This window comes from Parvibaculum sp. (assembly GCF_035511255.1).
In the GTDB taxonomy this organism is placed as follows: Bacteria; Pseudomonadota; Alphaproteobacteria; order Parvibaculales; family Parvibaculaceae; genus Parvibaculum.
This window is the reverse complement of sequence record NZ_DATKFR010000297.1, coordinates 1-18,979: the sequence shown is the minus strand read 5'-3', so window position 1 is coordinate 18,979 and position 18,979 is coordinate 1. Positions and strand designations below refer to the sequence as shown.

Here is an 18,979-nt window from a genome sequence, read left to right as displayed (position 1 = left end):
CGATCTCTATGTGCATATACCGATGCAGAAGATCGTCGGCGACCGGCTCCGGCCCGAGGGCCGGCACGATCCGCATGGCGTCGAGGAGGCGCGCGCCACGCTGAAGACGTCGCTCGGCCTCGTGGAGGAGGACATGGCCGGAAAGACATGGGCCATGGGCGAGGACTTCACGATGGCCGACTGCGCGGCGTCGCCCGCCCTCTTCTATGCCGACATGGTGGCGCCTTTCGGCGAGACGCATCCACGGACCGCCGCCTATCTCGCGCGGCTGAAGGCGCGCCCCTCCTTCGCCCGCGCGCTGAAGGAAGCCGAGCCCTATATGCACATGGTGCCGCAATAGGGGGGTGCCGCAATAGGAGGGTGCCGCAATAGGAGGATCGCATGGCCGACGCCACGGCCGGGAAAGACCGGACACCCAGCCCTCTCCCCTGAGCGGAGAGGGCTCAGTTAGCGATCACAGCTTGTACAAAAACCCGGGCCCGGCGAATTCCTGGCCTTCGTCGCGGCCGACTTCGGCGGCGATGAGAGCGTTGGTTTTGGCGTTGAGGGCGAGGAGCAGGTCCTTGTGGGCTTCGGGATCGAGGGCGAGATTGTTCAGCTCGTTCGGATCGGTCTCTGTGTCGTAGAGCGCGAGGTCGTTGTAGCCGGTGAGCATTTCCCAATCGCCGGGGATGTGATGCTGGCCCAGCGCGAAGAAGCGCGCGAATTTGTAGCGGCCGTCATAGACGCCGCGATGGAGGCCGCGATTGGTGCGGCTCGGGCCCAGATGGCCGAGCTTCAGCGACTCGATGAAGATCGCCGCCATGGACGGCGTGCGGCCGCTGCGCATCATCGCCTCCATCATCTGCGGGTCGATATAGAAGGGCACGCCGTAATTGTAGAAGGCGCCGCGCGCGTCGCGTTCGGTCTTGCCGCCCGTGACGGCGGCGGCGAGGCTGACACCGGGAAGTTTGCCCAGCGGGTCCTCGAGCTTGCCGAGATCGCCGCCCGCGAATTCGTAGAGCGTCGGCAGGAGATCGACGGTGGTGCCGAGGCTGTCGACGCTGCGCGACATGCGCGCGTCCGGGTGGCTGATATAGAGCGGAACCGAGACGTTCTCCTTGAAGATCACCGGCCCCTTCTGGCGCAGGCGCTGCGCGCCCGCCATCTCGCCATGGTCGGCGGTGTAGACGACGATCGTGTTGTCGGCGAGGCCGAGCGTTTCCAATGCGGAGAAGAGGCGACGGACCTTGGTGCTCGCGTCGCGCATGCAGTTGAAATAGTAGCTCTGGTTCTTCAGCCAGACGGCTTCGTCGTCGGGAAGCTTGCCATAGGTGAGGTCGCAGATGCCGCGATAGGATTTGACGGCCCAGGGCTCGCGCGGATCGGGCTTGGCGTGGAAACTCTCCGGGAGCGGAATATGGCTCCAGTCCTTGTCGTAGATGTCGTTCGCCGGCGCGGGCGCGAGCGGCGAGAGCACGTCCGGGTTGCCGCGTGTCGCCGTCTGCCCACCCCAGGATTCGAAGAAGCAGATGTCGTGCGGATTGACGAGATTGACGGCGAGGAACCAGGGCTTGTCGAGCTTGCGGCCGACCTCGTCGAGCCACTGGATAGAGCTCGACACCGTCGGACCGTCATAGCGGTAGCCGTCCCAGACCTTGCCGTGGGGATCGCCGTCGATGTTGTAGTCGCTGAAGCCGAAGGGCTCGAGCGACTTGTCGGTCTTCGCATAGGGGCCGTAGCCGAGCTGCGCCGCATGCGGCATGTCGCTCAGGTGCCACTTACCCTTGTAGGCGGTGTAGTAGCCGAGGTCGCGGAGGTGATGGCCGATGGAGCGGAGCTTGCCGTTGAGCTCCGGGAAAGGCGGCGCGCCGTCGTTCACCACCATGTCGGTCTGCTGCGTGTGGCGGCCGAAATAGATCACCGAGCGCGAGGGCGAACACGGTGTGGTGTTGACGTTGTATTTGCTGAAGAAGGTGCCGCGCTCCGCCATCCAGTCATGCGCCGGGAGATCGAGGCTTGCGGGCAGCGTCGCCGGGGAGCGCTCCTGATCGGTCATGACGAAGAGGATGTTGGGACGCTTCGACGTCAATGCCGCGGGCGCGGCGAAGGCGGTGCCGCTGCCCGCAAGCCCGAGCGCGGCGGCGCCCGTGCCGAGGATGCGGCGGCGGGTGGGTTGGTTCGTCCGGGTCATCGCCCTTTTCTCCTCAGGAATTTCGGCCGTCGAGGACGCGGATGATGTCCTGCTCCAGGGCCCAGAAACGGTCCTGCCCCCAATGGGCGGGCAGTCCGTCGACGCGGAAGGTCGGCGCGCCCCAGAGGCCGGCGGCGAAAAGCGCTTCGCGGTTTGCTTCCGCGACGGGACGCCAGCTTTCGTCGGCGAGCGCCGCCTTCACCACCGTACCGTCGATCCCGGCGCGGCGGGCGACATCGAGAAGCCCCGCATCGGAGGCAAGCTCGATGCCGTCGGCGAAGGCCGCGCGGAGCCCAAGCTCCGCGAAGGCTTCGCCCTTGCCGAGCTTCACCGCGTGGTGAAGAACAGCAAGCGCGCGGGCGGCCCCCGCCCCCACCGGATCGACAACCGTGCCGAAAGGAAGTCCCGCGCGCTCGGCCTCGCGCTTGGTATCGAGCATGATGTAGAGGCGCTTGACGCTCGGCACGGGAAGACCGCGCATCACCATCGGCAGGATGAAACGCAGGCGCAGCTCAGCGTCGTAATGGCGCGCGAGCTTCACCATGCGCGGGAAGGAAATCCACGAATAGGGACTGCGGAAGGAGAACCAGTAGTCGATGACCGGCCGGCGACCGCTCGCGGGCCTGGGCGCGAGCTTCATGTCGCGGTAAGGCGCGATCGGGGCCGTGCCCTTCGGCGCGTGATCGAGGCCCATCGCCGCAAGCCGTTCTTCCAGATGGTTGAGGCGATCGACGCCCCAATACCACTCACCCTCGAAATAGAACATGGCGCCCAGATAGTGACCGAGGCGCTTGCGCAAGGCATCGCCCTCGGCCAACTCGCGGGCGGCGGCGTCGGGCTTCGCGGTCGCGTAGCGGACGGCAAATTCGCGCAAGGCGGCGGCGTCGCCCGTCCACAGGGCGCGGCCGACCAGCGGCGCGAGGGCGGCAAAGCTCCTCTGCACTTTCGCGGCAACCAGAATGCCGTTGGCAAAAGCGACCAGCTCCGCATCGGGCTGCCTTGCATCGGCCGGAAAGGCGTAGCCATATTCGGCGGCAAGGCGCGGCGCATCCCGCAGCGCGTAGGCACGCAGCATCTCGCGCTCGGGCGCGGCGGAATCCTCGGGCGGCGAAACAACCCATGGAACGACCGCGATCCTGTAGCGCGCGGCGAAGGCCGAGAGGGCCTGCGCGGCGACGTGACTGTAGGGATCGTCCGCCTGATGAAAATAATAAACGGTGGGCACCCCGCCCTTCAGCCGGCGACGCGCCGCATGGATGGCGCGGCGGGTGTTGCGCAAGGCACGGCTGGTCAGGAGCGTACTCCCCGCGCGGCTCAAAATTGCTTTCATTCCCGTCATCTCCGTCCCCTTGACAGTGTCTTATATATAGTGACACGATTTATGTCAATATATAGTGCGGCAATGAAAGCCGGATGGAGGAGACGTCATGAAAGTGCTGAGAACGCCGGATTCGTGTTTCGCGGACCTGCCCGATTATCCCTTTGCGCCGACCTATCTCGAGGTGACCGACGCCGATGGAACCCCGCTTCGCATTCACGCGGTGGATGAAGGTCCGAAGGACGCCGCGCCCGTTCTGCTGATGCATGGCGAGCCGTCCTGGTCGTTTCTCTACCGGCACATGATCCCGGGTCTCGCGAACCGCGGTCACCGCGTGGTCGCCCCCGATCTCGTCGGCTTCGGCCGCTCGGACAAGCTCGGCGAACAGACGGATTACACCTATGAACGCCACGTGAAATGGATGAGCGACTGGCTCGTCGCGAAGGATCTCACAGGCATCACGCTGTTCTGCCAGGATTGGGGCGGGCTGATCGGTTTGCGTCTCGTCACGGCCTTCCCGGAACGTTTTGCGCGCCTCGTCATCGCGAATACCGGCCTGCCTATCGGCACCGGACGAACGGACGCCTTTCAGGCCTGGCTCGACTTCAGCCAGTCCGTGCCGGTGCTGCCGGTCGGCGAGATCGTCAACATGGGGACGCTGCGCGAGTTGAGCGCGGCGGAGAAGGCCGCCTATGACGCGCCCTATCCCGAAGAGGGCTTCAAGGCCGGCGCGCGGCGCTTCCCGGCGCTGGTGCCGATCACGCCGGAGCATCCTTCGGTCGCAGAGAACAAGGCGGCCTGGAAAGTACTCGAGGCTTTCGACAGACCGGTCCTGACGGCCTTCAGCGACGGCGATCCGGTGAGCAAGGGCGGCGAGCGCATTTTTCAGGAGCGGGTGCCCGGCGCAAAGGGCCAGCCGCATCTCATCGTCCAGGGCGGCGGGCACTTCCTGCAGGAAGACAAACCGGCCGAACTGGTCGAGATCATCGACGGCTTCATCCGCAAGACTGTCTGAGGAAGATATGGGCAAACCCACTCCGTCCCGTCTGGCGCTCGGCCTTGTCGCGCTGCTCGGCGCGATCAATCTCGTCCGGGGCGCGATCCATCTCTTCGCGCCCGACGGCGGGCTCACGGCCATTGCGGGACTCGACCTTGCGGCAGGACGGGAGATCGTCCTCTTCTTCATCGGCGCGGTCGGCATCGGACAAATCACGCTTGGCGCCGTCGATCTTCTGGTGGCGTGGCGCTTCAAATCCATGGTCTTGCCGCTGCTCCTCGTCCATCTGGGCGAGCAAGTGCTGGGCCTTTTCCTCTTCTTCGCCTGGCGGCCCCTGCCCATCGCGGTGCCGGGTCAATATGGGGCGCTCTTTTCTTTCGCGCTGGTCGGCGTCATAACGGTTCGGGAACTCCTGCGTGGAAAGAACGATGGCGCGAACTGAGAAGACGGACGACAAGCCCGACGGCCGCGTATTGCGCGGCCAGGAGAACCGCCGCCGCATCGTCGAGGCAATGCTTCGGCTGGTGCGCAAGGGGAACATTTCCCCGAGCGCCGAAGACGTGTCGGCCGAGGCGGATGTCGGCCTAAGGACCGTGTTCCGCCATTTCGACGACATGGACAGTCTCTATCGCGAAATTTCGGAGCAGATGCTTTCCGAGATCGCTCCCATCGCCGGCGCGCCTCTCCCGGAGGGCGACTGGCCGGTCCGGCTTGCCGAGATGGTCGAGCGCCGCTCGGTCGTTTTCGAGAAGATCATGCCGTTCATGGTGGCCGCAGACGTTCACAAGCATCGCTCCGCCTTCTTGCGCGAAGACCATGCGGTGTTGACGCGTGTGCAGCGCGAGATGCTGCAGGACGCCCTGCCGCCTGCTCTCCGCGAGGAGGGAATGCGACTCGAGGCCATCGATCTGCTGATGAGCTTCGAAAGCTGGCGACGCCTTCGGCAGGATCAGGGCCTGTCGATCGCGCAGGCGAAGAACACGGTGCTCTTTGCCGTCAGCGCCCTCGGCGAGGCGGATTGATGACCGACGAGGGCAAACAGGTGCCTGACGGCATGAAGGTGCTGGCGGGCATGGAGGTGCATGGCCTCGACCTCTCCTACTTCACCGGCAAGTTCGAAGCCTTTGTCCGCTACAAGGAGATTCCGCATCGACGTATCGAGATGAGCCTCGGCGGCATGCGCCGCGTCGCGCGGGCGACGGGGCTCGCGCAGATGCCGGCCGTAAAGCTTCCCGACGGGCGCTGGATGAGCGACAGCACGCCGATGATCGAATGGATCGACGCGCAACTGCCGGGCCCGAAGGTGGTGCCCGAGGATCCGCTGCAACGCTTCTTCAGCCGGCTTCTCGAGGATTATGCCGACGAGTGGCTGTGGCGGCCGGCGCTTCATTATCGCTGGAGCTATCAGCCCGACGCGCGGCTGATGAGCCACCGCATCGCGGCGGAGATGATGCACGATCTGAAGCTGCCGCTCTTCATCCGGCGCTGGGCGATCTACCGGCGGCAGCTCGCGAAATATGTGCGGGGCGACGGCATCACGGCAGCGACGCGGGCCCATGTCGAAAGCATCTATGCCCGCAATCTCGCATTTCTCGAACGGATGCTGAGCGCGCGACCCTATCTGCTGGGCGAGCGACCGACGCTTGCCGATTTCGGTTTCTTCGCCTCGATGTTCCGGCATTTCGGTCTCGACCCGACGCCGGCGCGGATCATGCGCGATCAGGCCCCTGCGGTCTTCGAATGGCTGGGGCGCATGTGGAATGCGAAGGCGAGCCGGCTTCAGGGCACTCTCCTTCCCGGCGTGCCGGAGGACTGGCGACCGGTGCTCGAGGATATCGGCGCATGTTACCTGCCCTATCTCAACGCCAATGCTAACGCGTGGCGCGCGGGGCGGAAGGACTTCGAGATTTCGATCGAAGGCACGACGTACGACCTGCCCGTCAATCGCTACCGCGTCTGGTGTCTCGAACGGCTGCAAGCCGCGTTTCACGAGTTGCCGGAGGCTGACGCGCAGGCGGCTCGAACGCTCCTCGCCGAGACGGGATGCGGAGAGAAACTTTGGGAGATGCGTGACACGCGTTCGGGCTTCGACGTTTCCGGCCGCGCGCCCTTCTTCGAGCCCCGAAGCGTGTGGACGGATCAGGCCATCAACTCGTCGATATAGAGATTGACCGTGTCGATCGCGTCGCGAATGCGGCCGATCATATAGGCGCGACCGGCCGCGTCGTCGCCGGCGCGGCGCTCCGCTTCCTCGGCTATATCGCCGAGAGCCCATGCGCCGAGCCCGCGGGCCGAGCCCTTGAGGCTGTGGGCGGCGTCTTTCCATTCCTTCTCGTTCGCGGCGTCCTGAAGACGCGCGACATAGACGCCGGCCTGCGCACGGAAGAGACCCAGCAATTCCACCTCGAGGCTTCGATTGCCGAGCGTGTATCTGGAGAGGTGGACGAGGTCGAGCGGCCGTTCGGCCTGGGTGGCGGAGGCATCCGCGACCGAAAGTTTGGGGACCATTGCCGTCACTGTCATCTTCGTCTCCGCGCGCCTGCAAACCGGCTCCGGAAAGCCTAGCTCCCGATCCCGTACCGAATGGTTAAACGAGGCGAACCGCCTCCATATCCGATGATTTAGGCGTGGAATCCGCGATTGCCAGTGTCGTCACGCTCCGGTCACACGAATACCTTCTCCCGGTTGACGGGCGGTCGCCCTTCCGACAGGCTGGAGCACGGCTTCGGGAGCGGGCAAAAGACCATGAAAAACCTAGATTTAGCATCGAAAGCGCCGGACGTGACGGCGGGCATCGAGCAGCCGGTGAAGGCCGCCAACGAAGACTCGCCGGCCGCCGGCGCGCTCTACCGGTTGATCGCGCGGCGCCCATCCAAACGCATTCCGGCTGTGGCCCTGGTCGCCAGCCTGTTTTCGCTGGGCGCCATGGCTGCCTATGGATGGGGCCTTTACGGGCTCGACGGCCTTGCCGCCCTGCCCCGGACCGACATCGTCCTCGCCGCGGGGATCGCCCTCGTCCCCATCGTGCTGATCTGGCTTGCCGCCTATGTCGTCTGGCGCGGCCAGGAAATGAAGCTGATGGCCGAGGCTCTGGCCCGCACCGCGATCCGCCTCACCGATCCCGCCGACCAGGCGAGCGGTGAAGTCGCCAGCATCGCGCAGGCGGTGGGCCGCGAACTCGACGGCATGAAGGCGGGTCTCGCCGAAGCGCTTGCCGAGACGACCAAGCTCAATGCGCTGGTGACGGCGGAACTCGAAGCGATCGAGCGCGGCACCGGGCGGGCCGAGGAACGCGCCCGCGTCATGAGCGAGCTTCTGGCCGCACACCGAGAGACCCTTTCAGAACTCGGCCACACGCTGGGCGCGGAAAGCGACACGATTTCACGTACGATCCGGGAGCAGGTCGACGCCGTCCGCGGACTTGTCGGCCAGGCGGAGGGGACGCTCGAAAGCGCCGGCCACCGTATCGTCGCGCAGACGGAGACGCTGGCGCGCGTCAGCGAAGCCGCACGCGCTGGCGCCGACGCCACCGCCTCGACGCTCGACCGGCAGGCCTCGCGCCTCGAAGTCGTCGCGAACACCGCTCTCGGCAAGGCCGACGATCTCGGCCAGCGCTATGAGACGCAGCGCCAGACCATCGCCGACGCCGCCGACCGGCTCGACGCACAGCGCGAGCGGCTCGAAACGGTTCTGGATGCGCATCGCGACCAGCTACTTGCCGCCGACCAGGCCATGAGCGAACGCACTCAGGAAATCGGGCGCGCCGCCTCCGATCTCGCAGAGCGCCTCAACGCCACTTTCGACACGGCGGCCGAACGGGCGAAGGGTTTGAACGAGGCGATCTCCGGCGACATTCTGCGTGTGGTCGGCGAAGTCAGCGAAGCATCGGGTTCGATCAGCCGTTCGGCAGGCGCAGCAACGCGCGCCATCAGCGCAACTGTCGACGAACTCAAGGCGGCGACCGGTGCGTTAAGCGAGGATGTGACGCGGGCGGCGGCCGAAGCCGTCGGCGCGACGACGGAGAGCATCCGCGCGGCGACCTCCGCGATGAGCGCCGATGTGAGCCGCGCGACCGCCGCGCTTACGACCGACATCACGCAGCGCACACAGGAACTGCGCGGCCTCGTCGGCAATGCGATCACCGAAAGCGACGTCGCCGCGGAACGCTTCAACGCCGCCATGATCCGTCTCGGCGGCGCGGCGAAGGAAGCGGGCCGCGCCTTGCAGGAGGCGGCGGGCGAACTCGAAAGCCGCATCGCCCGGATGCCGTCGGAAGCCGCATCAAGCGCGGCGTCTCTCAATCACGTCCTGCAGGATCAGGTTTCGGCGCTCGCGTCGATCGCCGATATCGTCGTGCGGCATGCGCGTGTGCTCGACCGCTCGGCCCCCATCCATATCGTCGGGCCGGCGGCGGGCGCAGCGGAGGCCGCACCGCCCCCGCCGCCACGCCCCGACCTTCCCTGGCCGGACGCTGCGCGTTCCGGCGAGGCGCCGCGCGCCGCCGACGCGACGCGCCGATGGGGCATTCCCGACCTGCTCGCCGCCGCCGAACGGACGCCCGACCGCGAGGTGCCGCCGAAACCCGGCGAGACAAGTCCCGACGCGATGAGCGACAACGAGTTTCATCGCTCGTCGCTGCAGGTGATCGAGACGTTGCAGGCGCTCGCCGTCGATCTCGACCGCGCGCTCGAACAGAGCCCGCCAGCCGAATTATGGCAACGCTACCAGGCGGGCGAACGCAACGTTTTCGCGCGGCGGCTCTACAACATCGCCGGACGTCAGCTCTACGACCGTATCGCGGTCAAGTACCGCGGCGACGCCGAATTCCGCGAGCATGTGGAGAGATTCGTTTCGCTCTTCGAGCAACTGCTCGCTTCCGCCTCGGCGCGCGACCGCGAGAACATTCTCGCCGAGACTTACCTCACGTCGGATACGGGCAAGGCCTATCTGATCCTGGCGCAGGCGAGCGGGAAGCTGGCTTAACGAAATCCATTCGTCATTGCGAGGAGCGACAGCGACGAAGAAACCCAGCCGATTTGCAGAACTGGGTTGCTTCGCTCGCAATGACGATTTCCTTACCGGCTCTACTTCGCCGCCGCGCGAGCGCTTTCGTCGGCCCAGATGGCGATGTCGCCCAGCGTCTGGCGAAGACCGGCGTCGTAGGCGGCGACAATCGGTACGATTCCGCTGCCGACGACGGGCACGGTGGCGCTGAAGGATTTCGCGGCCAGGATCGTGCGTTCGTCGTCGCGCACGAGACGCATATAGAGTTCGATCCGCACAGCGGGCGCCGACGCATTCGAAACGTCGACCGCGAATTGCCTGATGTCGCCGAGCAGTTCGTAATTGCCGCGCAGATCGGCGTCGCGCGCCGTGACGGAAGCGAAGCGTCCCGAGTTCTCGAGGCTTTCGACCATCAGGTTCTGGATCAGACGCGGGGCGCGATCGGCCCAGCGCGCGTCGGCGTAATATTTCAGTTCGTTCGCGCTCGCCTGCTGAACGATGCGCGCCGTGTCGATGACGGCGGGCGCCGAGAGTTCGCCGACAATGATCTGCGCACCTGTCGCAGCGCCGCTGGCGGGCGCCGGATGAGCCGCAGTCAACGTGAAGAGCCGCGGCGCGGGGCCGTCGGCGACATTTGCCAGCGCACAAGCTCCGAGCGGCAGGATAAGGACGAGCGCGGCGGCGCGGCGCGCCAGGGCATGAAGCATCTTCATTGGGCTTTCACTTCCGGAACATTCTTGCCGATGAGGAACCGCGCCGGATCGTCCTGGGCGCGGGAAACGACGCGGTCGAGCGCCGTGACGAGCGCACGCGTCTCCGCGACAAGCTGTGGAATCTGTGTCAGGCCGTCCCTGCTCATGCGGTTGATGGCTGGACCGTTGATACGGATGAGCTGGTCGAGACTATCGGCCACCCGGCGATAGGAGTCGGCCGTCTGGCGCACATCCGCGATGAGCCCCTTGGCGTCCGTCTTCACCAGATTGTCGGCGTTGCGGCTCAGCGAATTGAAGTGTTCGGAGGCGTCGGCGAGGTTCTTGATCGCGCGTTGCATATCCTGCGAGCTGTCCGCCAGCGATGTCGAAAGCTTGTCGAGATTTTGCACGACGTGGCCGATCGACTCCTGGTTGGAGCGCATGACCTTGTTCAGCTCCTCGAGCAACTGGTTGGCGCTCTGCAAAGTTTCGGGCGCGGCTTTCGCCAGTTCCTGCAAGGTCGAGGGCGCGCCGCGAATGGTGGCGTAGGCCTCCCCCTCTCTCGGCTGCAACAGCTTCGACCCCGGGCTGCCGCCGGTGAGCTGGATGACGGCGACGCCGGTGATGCCCGAGGCCTCGAGCTGGGCGATGGAATCCTCCTTCACGGGTGTTCGCGAGTCGACCTGGATCAGCGCCACGACCTTGTTCGGATCTTCCTCGGCGAGATGCAGATCGACCACCCGCCCGACCGGCAGACCGTTGAACTGCACGGAGCCCGATTTGCTGAGACCCGACACAGAGCCTTGAAAGACAATCTGATAATAGGCGTACTGACGGTCGAGCTGGACATGGCTGATCCAGAGCGCGAAGCCGAAGATGCAAGCCAGAACCGCCAGCGCGAAGGTGCCGATCAGGACATTGTTGGATTTGATTTCCATTGGGTCTACTTGCCTGCAAAGGCCGCGCGCGCCCGCGGGCCGTGGAAATATTCCCTGATCCAGGGATGGTCGCTGCGAAGCATGTCGTCGATCGTTCCGATCAGGATAACACGGCGCTCGGCGAGAACCGCAATCCTGTCACAGGTGGCGTGCAGCGTGTCGAGATCATGCGTCACCATGAAGACGGTGAGGCCCAGGGTTTTGGCCAGATCGGTGATGAGTTCGTCGAAGGCGGCTGCACCTATGGGGTCGAGACCGGCCGTCGGCTCGTCGAGAAAGAGGATTTCAGGGTCGAGGGCAAGCGCCCGGGCAAGGCCCGCCCGCTTCTTCATGCCGCCCGAAAGCTCGGACGGATAGAGGTCGGCTGCGCCGGGACGAAGGCCGACCATGGCGATCTTCACCGCGGCGAGCTCGTCCATCAGATCCTGCGGCATGTGCAGATGCTCGCGGTAGGCGACCTGGACATTCTGGGCGACGGTGAGCGCGGAAAAGAGCGCGCCTTCCTGAAAGAGCACGCCCCATCGGCGTTCCTGGGCACGGCGCTCCTCGTCCGGAAGCTGCTGCAGGTTCTGGCCAAAAACACGGACCGAGCCGCCGTCGGGCTCCTTCAGACCGAGGATCGTGCGCAGGAGGACGGACTTGCCGGTGCCGGAGCCGCCGACAATGCCGAGCACCTCGCCGCGCCGGACGGAGAGATCGAGGTTTTCGTGAATGACATTGTCGTCGAACCTGGTCAGCAGATCCTCGACTTCGATGATCGGTTCCTCGCGCGACGTCATATTCCCACCGCCGTGAAGAACATGGCGAAGAGCGCGTCGAGGATGATGACGAGGAAGATCGAACGCACGACGGACCGCGTCGTCTGCGTGCCGACGGATTCGGCACTCCCCGTCACATCGAGGCCTGCTCGGCAGCCGACCAGCGCAATGACGATCGCCATGAAGGGGGCCTTTATGAGACCGACTCCGAAGGTCCAGAAATCGGCCGCCCCCCTGAGGCGGTCCATATAGACGTCAGGCGACATATTGAGTTGCGTCGCCGCGACGACACCGCCGCCGATAAGGCCCATGATGTCGCCAACGAAGGTCAGGAGCGGAAGCGTCACGACGAGCGCAAGGACGCGGGGGACGACCAGCATGTCCATCGGGTCGAGGCCGAGCGTGCGCATGGCGTCGATTTCCTCCCGCATCTTCATCGAACCGATCTCGGCGGTGAAGGCGCTGCCGGAACGGCCGGCGACGATGATGGCGGTGAGCAGGATGCCGACCTCGCGCAGGAAGATGATGGCGATCAGATTGACGGTGAAGACGTCCGCGCCGAAGCGGCGCAACTGGACCGCGCCCTGTTGCGCGATGACCGCGCCGATGAGAAAGGTCAGCAGACACACGAGCGGCAGGGCGTCGAAGCCTGCTTTCTGCATGTGATGAACCAGCGGGATCATGCGGAAACGGCGCGGATGGCGAATGCTGCGTCCAATGGTGGCAAGGACGGCACCGAGAAAATCGATGAAGGCGACGGTTTCGACCCCCATCGCGGCAACGACTGCCCCGATATGGCCGACCACCTCTTCGTAAAGCGAGACGGGCTCGCGCACCTCGGCCTTGGGCGGCTCACTTTCGCTCACCTTGTCGAGCAGGAGCTTGTGCCCTTCCTTCATGTTCTCGAACCGAACTTTCACGCCCTGGGCCTTGAGGGCGGCGGCCGTCCGGTCGATCAGCCAGGCGCCGGCCGTGTCGAGGCGGACGAGACCGGACAGGTCGAAAACGGCTTCAGGCTGACCGGGTTTCGTTCGCGCGAAGGCTCGCAGATCGGCATCGATCGGCAGGATGGCGGTTACCGACCAGTCGCCGGCCGGCAGAAACCGCAATACGCCTGCCCTGTCATCGACCGTATAGGAGGCTTGGTCCTCCCCGTCGCGCGTCGCCCCAGATGCTTCCGTCAAGCTGCCTCCCTGGGCGCAACCCGCCGCCCGCGCGCCAGTTTGACGCATCCACTCTCCAAACTGAAACTTAGTTTATCTTGCAGTGCTATATGAAGGCCAGCCAATGCCCGGACGGGGGCGGTGGCCATGGAGCGAACCTCAGGGAGATACATCATGAAGACTGTTGTGAACGGATTGGCGACATTCGCCCTCGTCATGTCGATTGCGGGCGTCGCCCGTGCCGACGACGACTGGAAAGGCGGCGATGCCGCGAAGGGCGAGAAGGTCTTCAAGAAGTGCCAGGCCTGCCACACCGTCGAGGATGGCGGTCCGAATCGCGTCGGCCCGAATCTCCACGGCATTCTGGACCGGCCGGCCGCCTTCCACGAAGGCTACAACTATTCGGCGGCAATGAAGAAGAAGGCTTCGGAAGGCTTGAAGTGGTCCGAAGAAAACCTCTTCCACTATCTCGAAAAGCCCCAGGCCTTCGTCCCGGGCACCAACATGTCCTTCCCGGGCCTGAAGAAGCCGGAGGACCGCAAGGACCTGATCGCCTATCTCGAGACAGCCGCCGGCCGAACGAAATAAGCCGGTCTCCGACAATCTGCCCCGCCTCGCCCGTCGCGGCGAAGGCGGGGCTCCTCCCCCGTTAACTCTCTTTCACCGCTGGAATGGAAGCTGCAGCGCAGGCAGCGAGCCGCTTCGTCATTGTCCCGCAACAGGACAATGTCAGAGCCAATGTCCAGAACAGGGGCGCCGCCGGCCCATTTCGGCCGTCGATGTGTGAGAGAGACGATGGATTCGACACCTGCATTCCGCAGACTTTCGGCGATCCTGCCGGGCCTCGTGCTCGTGCTGAGCCTCGCTTTGTCGATCTACGACTTCGGCGGCGTGGCGACTGCTCTTCGCGATCAGGTGTTCGATACCTATCAGCGCATCGAGCCGCGGCAGGCAGGCCCCGACGGCCCGAACGCGGTCTATATCGACATCGGCACAGAAAGCGCGCGGCGCTTCGGCGCGTGGCCCTGGCCGCGCAAGCGGCTTGTAGACCTCGTGGAGGCTGCGCGCGCGCGGGGCGCGAGCGCCATTCTCATCGACATGCCGCTCGACGAGGAAGACCCGACCTCGACCGGCGAACTGTTGAAGCTCTGGACGCCGTTGCCCTACACCCCCGACGCCGACGCGTTCCGGGCGGGACTGATGGAGCTTCCCGACCATGAACAGAATTTCGCGGCGCTGCTCGCATCGACGCCCTCGGTCGTTTCCTTCATACCTGGCAAGGCGGCGTTCGACGACGTGCGGATGCCCGTGGCGCATGGCGCCGTTGCGTCCGAAGGCAGCGACGCGCGCCATTACGTCCCCAACTATCCGCTCTGGCGGCCGAGCCTCGCCGCCTTCGAGACGGCTGCGCGCGGCGTCGGCGCGACGCTTCCCGAACGTGCGCCCGGCACGACGGTTCGCGAACTACCGATGCTCGTCAATCTGGGCGGAATGCTCTACCCGTCCAATGTGATGGAGGCGCTGCGCGTCGCCCATGGCGGCGCCGGCTACCGCGTCAGGGTTGTCGAGTCGGAAACCGGCTTCACCCTCGGCATGGAGCCCGGCGTCGAACGCATCGCCATCGACGGGACGGCGCTTGCCGCAAACACCGGCGTCAACGGCACGCTGCGACTTTATTTCGGCGGGCCGGAAACGCGCCTCGCGATTTCGGCCGGGAAGCTTCTCGACGGATCGACCGACGTTCCCTCGCTCGAAGGTCACATCGCGGTGATCGGCGTCTCCGCCAACGGCACCGAACGGCTCTACAACACGCCAGCCGGCGTTCCGCTCGCTGCCGGCGCCATCGCCGCCAATGCTATCGACCAGATCGTCGATGGAACATTTCTCGTCCGCCCGGGTTGGGCTACGGCGGCAGAACAGCTTTTCATCTTCGCTGGCGGCATTCTCGTCGTCATGCTGCTGAGCCTTTTCCGCTTCCGCTGGGGCTTCATCCTCACGCTCATTCTGGTCGGCGGCGGATGCTACGCATCCTGGTGGGCCTTCGACACGCATCGCTGGCTCATCGATCCGTCGCTTGCCGGGCTCACGCTGATCGTGGCGAGCCTCACCTGCGCGCTGATGGTCAAACTGCACTCGGAAGAGCAGACGCGCTTCATCGACGCTCAGTTCGAACGGCGGCTCTCCTCCTCCGGGCTTTCGAAGGTGCATGCGCATCCCCGGCTGATCCAGGCCGAAGGCCAGCTCAAGCCGGTGACCTCGGTGGTCGTCGGTCTGCGCGGCTTCAACATCATTTCCGACCGCTATCTCGAGGATCCAAAGGCATATGCGGATATTCTCAACCGCTTCTTCTCGCCGATGAGCAAGATCGTCCAGGATCGCAACGGCATGGTCGATCGCACGGTCGGCGACACGCTCTATGCGGTCTGGAACGCGCCTTTCGACGTCCACGAGCACGCCTCGAAGGGGTGCGATGCGGCCCTGCGCATGGTCGAGAATCTCGAGTCGCTCAACGAATTTCTCGAAGAGGACGCGCGTCGCCAGCATCTGAGCCATGTGCCGCTGAGCCTTTCGATCGGCATCGACACGGGGCTTGCCATCACCGGCAATATGGGTGCGATCTTGCGCTTCGACTACGGCGTGCTCGGCGAGCCGGTGAGTTTCGCCGCCCATCTGCAGAAGAATGCCCGCAACTACGGGCCCGCGATCATCGTCGGCGAAGGCACCCAGCGCGCCGTCGGCGACCGCTACGCGCTGCTCGAGATCGACCTCATCTCGACCCCGCGCCACCCGGAAGGCCGGCGCATATTCGCGCTGCTCGGCGATCCGATCATGCGCGCCAACCCGAAGTTCCGCGCACTGCAGGAAGCGCATGCCCTGATCTTCTCGGCCTATCGCCACCAGCGCTGGGCGGATGCGCGCGCCGCCATCGGCGAATGCCGCAAACTCAACGGTGCGATCCCGACGCTCTACGACTTCTACGAGACGAGGATTGCCCAATATGAGACAAATTCGCCGGGCGAGCACTGGAACGGTTCCTGGTTCGCCGGACGCATCTAAACTCGTTCATTCTTCTCCGGACCTGGCTTCTTTAGACTTGGCGACATCGCGAAGGCGAGGCATCATCGCGCCCATTCAGCGAGAGGCTCTCTTCATTCATGCGCGAGATTTCCGTCGAGTCAGAACGCTGGCCCATCGCGGGCGCCTTCACCATTTCACGTGGGTCGAAGACAGAGGCGGAAGTCGTCACCGTGACCATCCGCGAGGACGGGGTGACGGGGCGCGGCGAATGCGTGCCATACGGACGCTATGGCGAAACCGTCAAGGACGTCATCGCCTCGATCAAGGTCATCGGGCAGTCCATATCGGATGGCATGACGCGTGACGAGTTGCAGCGCGCCATGCATCGCGGCGCCGCGCGCAACGCCATCGATTGCGCGCTCTGGGATCTCGAGGCGAAGCTGACGGGAGAGCCGGTCTGGAAGCTCGCAGGTGTCGCCGAGCCGCAACCGCTTACAACCGCCTATACGCTGAGCCTCGCCGCGCCGGATGCGATGCGCGAGGCGGCGCGAGCCGCGGCTTCACGTCCGCTGCTGAAGCTGAAACTCGGCGGAGGCGGCGACGACATCGACCGCGTCGCGGCGGTGCGCGAAGGCGCGCCCGGAGCGACACTTATCGTCGACGCAAACGAGGGATGGAAAGCGGACGACGTGCTTCCCCTCGCCCGCGAACTCGCGAAACTCGGCGTCGCGCTGATCGAACAGCCGCTGCCCGCCAAGGAAGACGAGGCCTTGCGCGGTATCGACAGCCCGGTGCCTCTCTGCGCGGACGAATCCGCACATGGCATCGAAGGGATGATACGGCTCGTCGGTCTCTACCAGTATGTGAATGTGAAGCTCGACAAGACAGGCGGACTGACGGAAGCGCTGTCGGTCGTCCGCAGCGCGAAACGGCGCAAGCTCGGCGTGATGGTCGGCTGCATGGTGGCGACCTCTCTCGCCATGGCGCCGGCCGCTTTCATTGCGCAGGGCGCGGACTTCGTCGATCTCGACGGGCCGCTGCTGCTCGCGAAGGATCGCCCGCACGGCATCGCCTATGAGGGCAGCTTGATGATGCCGCCGGAGAAGGCACTCTGGGGCTGAAGACCTGTTTCTCTCAACGTGTACGCCGCCGAAGCAATCCAGTTGTCGAAGCACAGGATTGCATCGTCGGCTTCGCCCCGCGTCGATAAATCCGTCACGCGATATTCAGTACGATCTTCCCGAAGTGCGAGGCGCCCTGCATCGTCATGAAGGCGGCGGGCGCCTCCTCCAGCGGATAGCGCTTGTCGATCACCGGATGGATGTCCGACTGCTCGATGGCGCGCACCATATCCTCGAACTGGGCGCGGCTGCCGACCGTGATACCGCTGATCTTGAGGTTCTGCGAGAAGATCGCCGCGACGTTGACGTCCTTCACCAAGCCCGACAGAAGGCCGATCACGGCAATGTGTCCGCCGATGCGCGCGGCCATGAAGGATTGCGGCAGTGTGTCGGCACCGCCGACTTCCACCACGTGATCGACCCCGCGACCGCCGGTCAGCTTGCGCGCTTCGGTCGCCCAGTCCGGCGTCTTTTTGTAGTTGATGGTCGCGTCGGCGCCGAGCGACTTCGCACGCTCGAGCTTCTCGTCGGATGACGAGGTGATGATGACGCGGGCGCCGGCCGCCTTGGCGAATTGCAGCGCGAAGATCGAGACGCCGCCCGTTCCTTGCGCCAGCACCGTGTCGCCCGGCTTGATGCCGCCTTCGACGACGAGCGCACGCCAGGCGGTGAGCGCCGCGCAGGGGAGCGTCGCCGCTTCCTCGGCGGTGTAGTTCGCCGGCGCCTTCGCGACACCTTCGGCGGAGAGCTTGATGTAATCCTGCGCGCAGCCGTCGAGCGGGCCGCCGAGGACGGCGAGAAGCCCCGGCAGCGTCGGACCGCCCGCGAACCAGTTCTGGAAGAATTGCGGGCAGACGAGATCCCCAGCCCTCACGCGCGTGACACCGGCCCCGACCTCGACCACCTCGCCCGCACCATCCGACAGGGGCACGAGCGGCGCGGAGGGATTGGAGCGGCCCAGTCCGTTCACCATCGCGAGATCGCGATAGTTGAGCGACGCTGCTTTGAGGCGGACGACGATTTCGCCCGACCCGGCCATTGGCACGTCGCGCGTTTCAAGATGCAGATGGTCGATGCCGTTTCCGTCCTTGAGAACCATGGCGCGCATATACATTTCTCCCCGATCGAGTTTCCGTTGACCGCATGACTCAACGCATGGAGAGACTTGTCAATGCACAAGGAATTGACCTTGCGGCATGACGCAGGGGAACGGCGAAGCCTTACCGTGGCCGATCGCCCTTGATCTGCGTGCGGTGCATGACGCGCCGCTCGTTTCCGTCGAAACCGTCGCGGCGGTGGATGGCGGCGCGGTTGTCCCAGATGAGGAGATCGCCGACGCGCCATTTATGCGTCCAGGAAAATTCCGGCTTCGCGCAATGTGCCCAGAGCGCATCGAGAAGACGCTCGCTTTCGTCGAGTGCGAGCCCTTCGACATAGGCGTTGAGGCGGCGGCCGAGATAGAGCGCCTTGCCGCCCGTCACCGGATGCGTGCGCACCATCGGATGTTTCGCACCCGGCGCGAGGCGGACATCGGTGACGGCGCCCGCGCCGGCACGCAATTCGCCGACGCTTGTGGTGCTCGAATCGTGATTGACGATCCGGCCTTCGACCGCGCGTTTCAGGGCGGCGGGCAAGGCTTCATAAGCCTTGTACATATTGGCGAAGCTCGTATCGCCGCCCTTCGACGGAATTTCCAGCGAATAGAGAACGCTCGCCATCGGCGGCTCTTCGACATAGGACATGTCGGTGTGCCACTCGGCTTCCTTGTCGCCCAGGGCGCCGATGGGCTTTCCATTC

General features: G+C 65.1%; 18 protein-coding genes. 9 read left to right on the top strand and 9 right to left on the bottom strand.

The window, feature by feature from the left end; translation table 11 throughout:
* A partial coding sequence (locus VMR03_RS11760) for a glutathione S-transferase family protein (RefSeq protein WP_325405426.1) occupies nt 1-340 on the top strand: 340 nt, incomplete at its 5' end.
* 114 nt (nt 341-454) lie between these two features.
* On the opposite strand, the gene VMR03_RS11755 is transcribed toward VMR03_RS11760, so the two are convergent.
* Both VMR03_RS11755 and VMR03_RS11750 read right to left on the bottom strand, forming a co-directional pair.
* Nucleotides 455-2,173, bottom strand: coding sequence for a sulfatase-like hydrolase/transferase (locus VMR03_RS11755; protein ID WP_325405424.1), 1,719 nt, complete (start codon nt 2,171-2,173; stop codon nt 455-457).
* A gap of 13 nt (nt 2,174-2,186) precedes the next feature.
* Entirely contained in the window at nt 2,187-3,503 is a 1,317-nt protein-coding gene (locus tag VMR03_RS11750; RefSeq protein WP_325405422.1) for a DsbA family protein, read from the bottom strand.
* A gap of 97 nt (nt 3,504-3,600) precedes the next feature.
* Between VMR03_RS11750 and VMR03_RS11745 the strand changes: the two genes are divergently transcribed.
* From VMR03_RS11745 to VMR03_RS11730, 4 genes are read left to right on the top strand one after another with little or no spacing between them, the layout of a single operon-like run.
* Complete coding sequence (locus VMR03_RS11745; RefSeq protein ID WP_325405420.1) at nt 3,601-4,506, top strand: haloalkane dehalogenase; 906 nt, start codon at nt 3,601-3,603, stop codon at nt 4,504-4,506.
* Nucleotides 4,507-4,513: 7 nt separating this feature from the next.
* Complete coding sequence (locus VMR03_RS11740; RefSeq protein ID WP_325405418.1) at nt 4,514-4,930, top strand: hypothetical protein; 417 nt, start codon at nt 4,514-4,516, stop codon at nt 4,928-4,930.
* Nucleotides 4,917-5,510, top strand: coding sequence for a TetR/AcrR family transcriptional regulator (locus VMR03_RS11735; protein WP_325405416.1), 594 nt, complete (start codon nt 4,917-4,919; stop codon nt 5,508-5,510). Before VMR03_RS11740 ends, VMR03_RS11735 begins: the two co-directional genes overlap by 14 nt.
* A complete protein-coding gene (locus VMR03_RS11730) occupies nt 5,510-6,652 on the top strand; it encodes a glutathione S-transferase family protein (RefSeq protein WP_325405414.1) in 1,143 nt (380 codons plus the stop codon). Before VMR03_RS11735 ends, VMR03_RS11730 begins: the two co-directional genes overlap by 1 nt.
* On the opposite strand, the gene VMR03_RS11725 is transcribed toward VMR03_RS11730, so the two are convergent.
* The gene (locus tag VMR03_RS11725) at nt 6,628-7,011 is read right to left on the bottom strand and encodes an Hpt domain-containing protein (RefSeq protein WP_325405412.1); all 384 of its coding nucleotides are present in this window, start codon (nt 7,009-7,011) and stop codon (nt 6,628-6,630) included. The two genes, VMR03_RS11730 and VMR03_RS11725, sit on opposite strands and share 25 nt — an antisense overlap.
* Nucleotides 7,012-7,233: 222 nt before the next feature.
* On the opposite strand from VMR03_RS11725, the gene VMR03_RS11720 reads away from it, so the two are divergent.
* Nucleotides 7,234-9,471 (top strand): hypothetical protein, encoded by a 2,238-nt coding sequence (locus tag VMR03_RS11720; protein WP_325405410.1) that lies wholly within the window; start codon nt 7,234-7,236, stop codon nt 9,469-9,471.
* 101 nt (nt 9,472-9,572) lie between these two features.
* Here the strand turns inward: VMR03_RS11720 and VMR03_RS11715 are convergent, their stop codons facing one another.
* Genes VMR03_RS11715 through VMR03_RS11700 form a run of 4 tightly spaced genes read right to left on the bottom strand, consistent with a single transcriptional unit; the run spans nt 9,573 to nt 13,064 of the window.
* Nucleotides 9,573-10,205 carry an ABC-type transport auxiliary lipoprotein family protein gene (locus VMR03_RS11715; RefSeq protein ID WP_325405408.1) on the bottom strand — a complete coding sequence of 211 codons (633 nt, stop codon included), beginning with the start codon at nt 10,203-10,205 and terminating at the stop codon, nt 9,573-9,575.
* On the bottom strand, nt 10,202-11,122 hold the full coding sequence (locus VMR03_RS11710) for an MlaD family protein (protein ID WP_325405406.1): 921 nt from the start codon (nt 11,120-11,122) through the stop codon (nt 10,202-10,204). Before VMR03_RS11710 ends, VMR03_RS11715 begins: the two co-directional genes overlap by 4 nt.
* A gap of 5 nt (nt 11,123-11,127) precedes the next feature.
* The gene (locus VMR03_RS11705) at nt 11,128-11,901 is read right to left on the bottom strand and encodes an ABC transporter ATP-binding protein (protein WP_325405404.1); all 774 of its coding nucleotides are present in this window, start codon (nt 11,899-11,901) and stop codon (nt 11,128-11,130) included.
* The gene (locus VMR03_RS11700; RefSeq protein WP_325405402.1) at nt 11,898-13,064 is read right to left on the bottom strand and encodes an ABC transporter permease; all 1,167 of its coding nucleotides are present in this window, start codon (nt 13,062-13,064) and stop codon (nt 11,898-11,900) included. Before VMR03_RS11700 ends, VMR03_RS11705 begins: the two co-directional genes overlap by 4 nt.
* Before the next feature lie 153 nt (nt 13,065-13,217).
* On the opposite strand from VMR03_RS11700, the gene VMR03_RS11695 reads away from it, so the two are divergent.
* From VMR03_RS11695 to dgcA, 3 genes are all read left to right on the top strand, one after another.
* Nucleotides 13,218-13,631 carry a cytochrome c family protein gene (locus VMR03_RS11695; protein ID WP_325405400.1) on the top strand — a complete coding sequence of 138 codons (414 nt, stop codon included), beginning with the start codon at nt 13,218-13,220 and terminating at the stop codon, nt 13,629-13,631.
* Between the two features lie 207 nt (nt 13,632-13,838).
* A complete protein-coding gene (locus tag VMR03_RS11690) occupies nt 13,839-16,100 on the top strand; it encodes an adenylate/guanylate cyclase domain-containing protein (protein WP_325405398.1) in 2,262 nt (753 codons plus the stop codon).
* Nucleotides 16,101-16,198: 98 nt separating this feature from the next.
* A complete protein-coding gene (dgcA, locus tag VMR03_RS11685) occupies nt 16,199-17,182 on the top strand; it encodes an N-acetyl-D-Glu racemase DgcA (protein WP_325405396.1) in 984 nt (327 codons plus the stop codon).
* Between the two features lie 94 nt (nt 17,183-17,276).
* On the opposite strand, the gene VMR03_RS11680 is transcribed toward dgcA, so the two are convergent.
* Nucleotides 17,277-18,290 carry an NAD(P)-dependent alcohol dehydrogenase gene (locus VMR03_RS11680; protein ID WP_325405394.1) on the bottom strand — a complete coding sequence of 338 codons (1,014 nt, stop codon included), beginning with the start codon at nt 18,288-18,290 and terminating at the stop codon, nt 17,277-17,279.
* Between the two features lie 112 nt (nt 18,291-18,402).
* The coding region (locus tag VMR03_RS11675) for a TauD/TfdA dioxygenase family protein (protein WP_325405392.1) at nt 18,403-18,979 on the bottom strand (577 nt) is incomplete at its 5' end.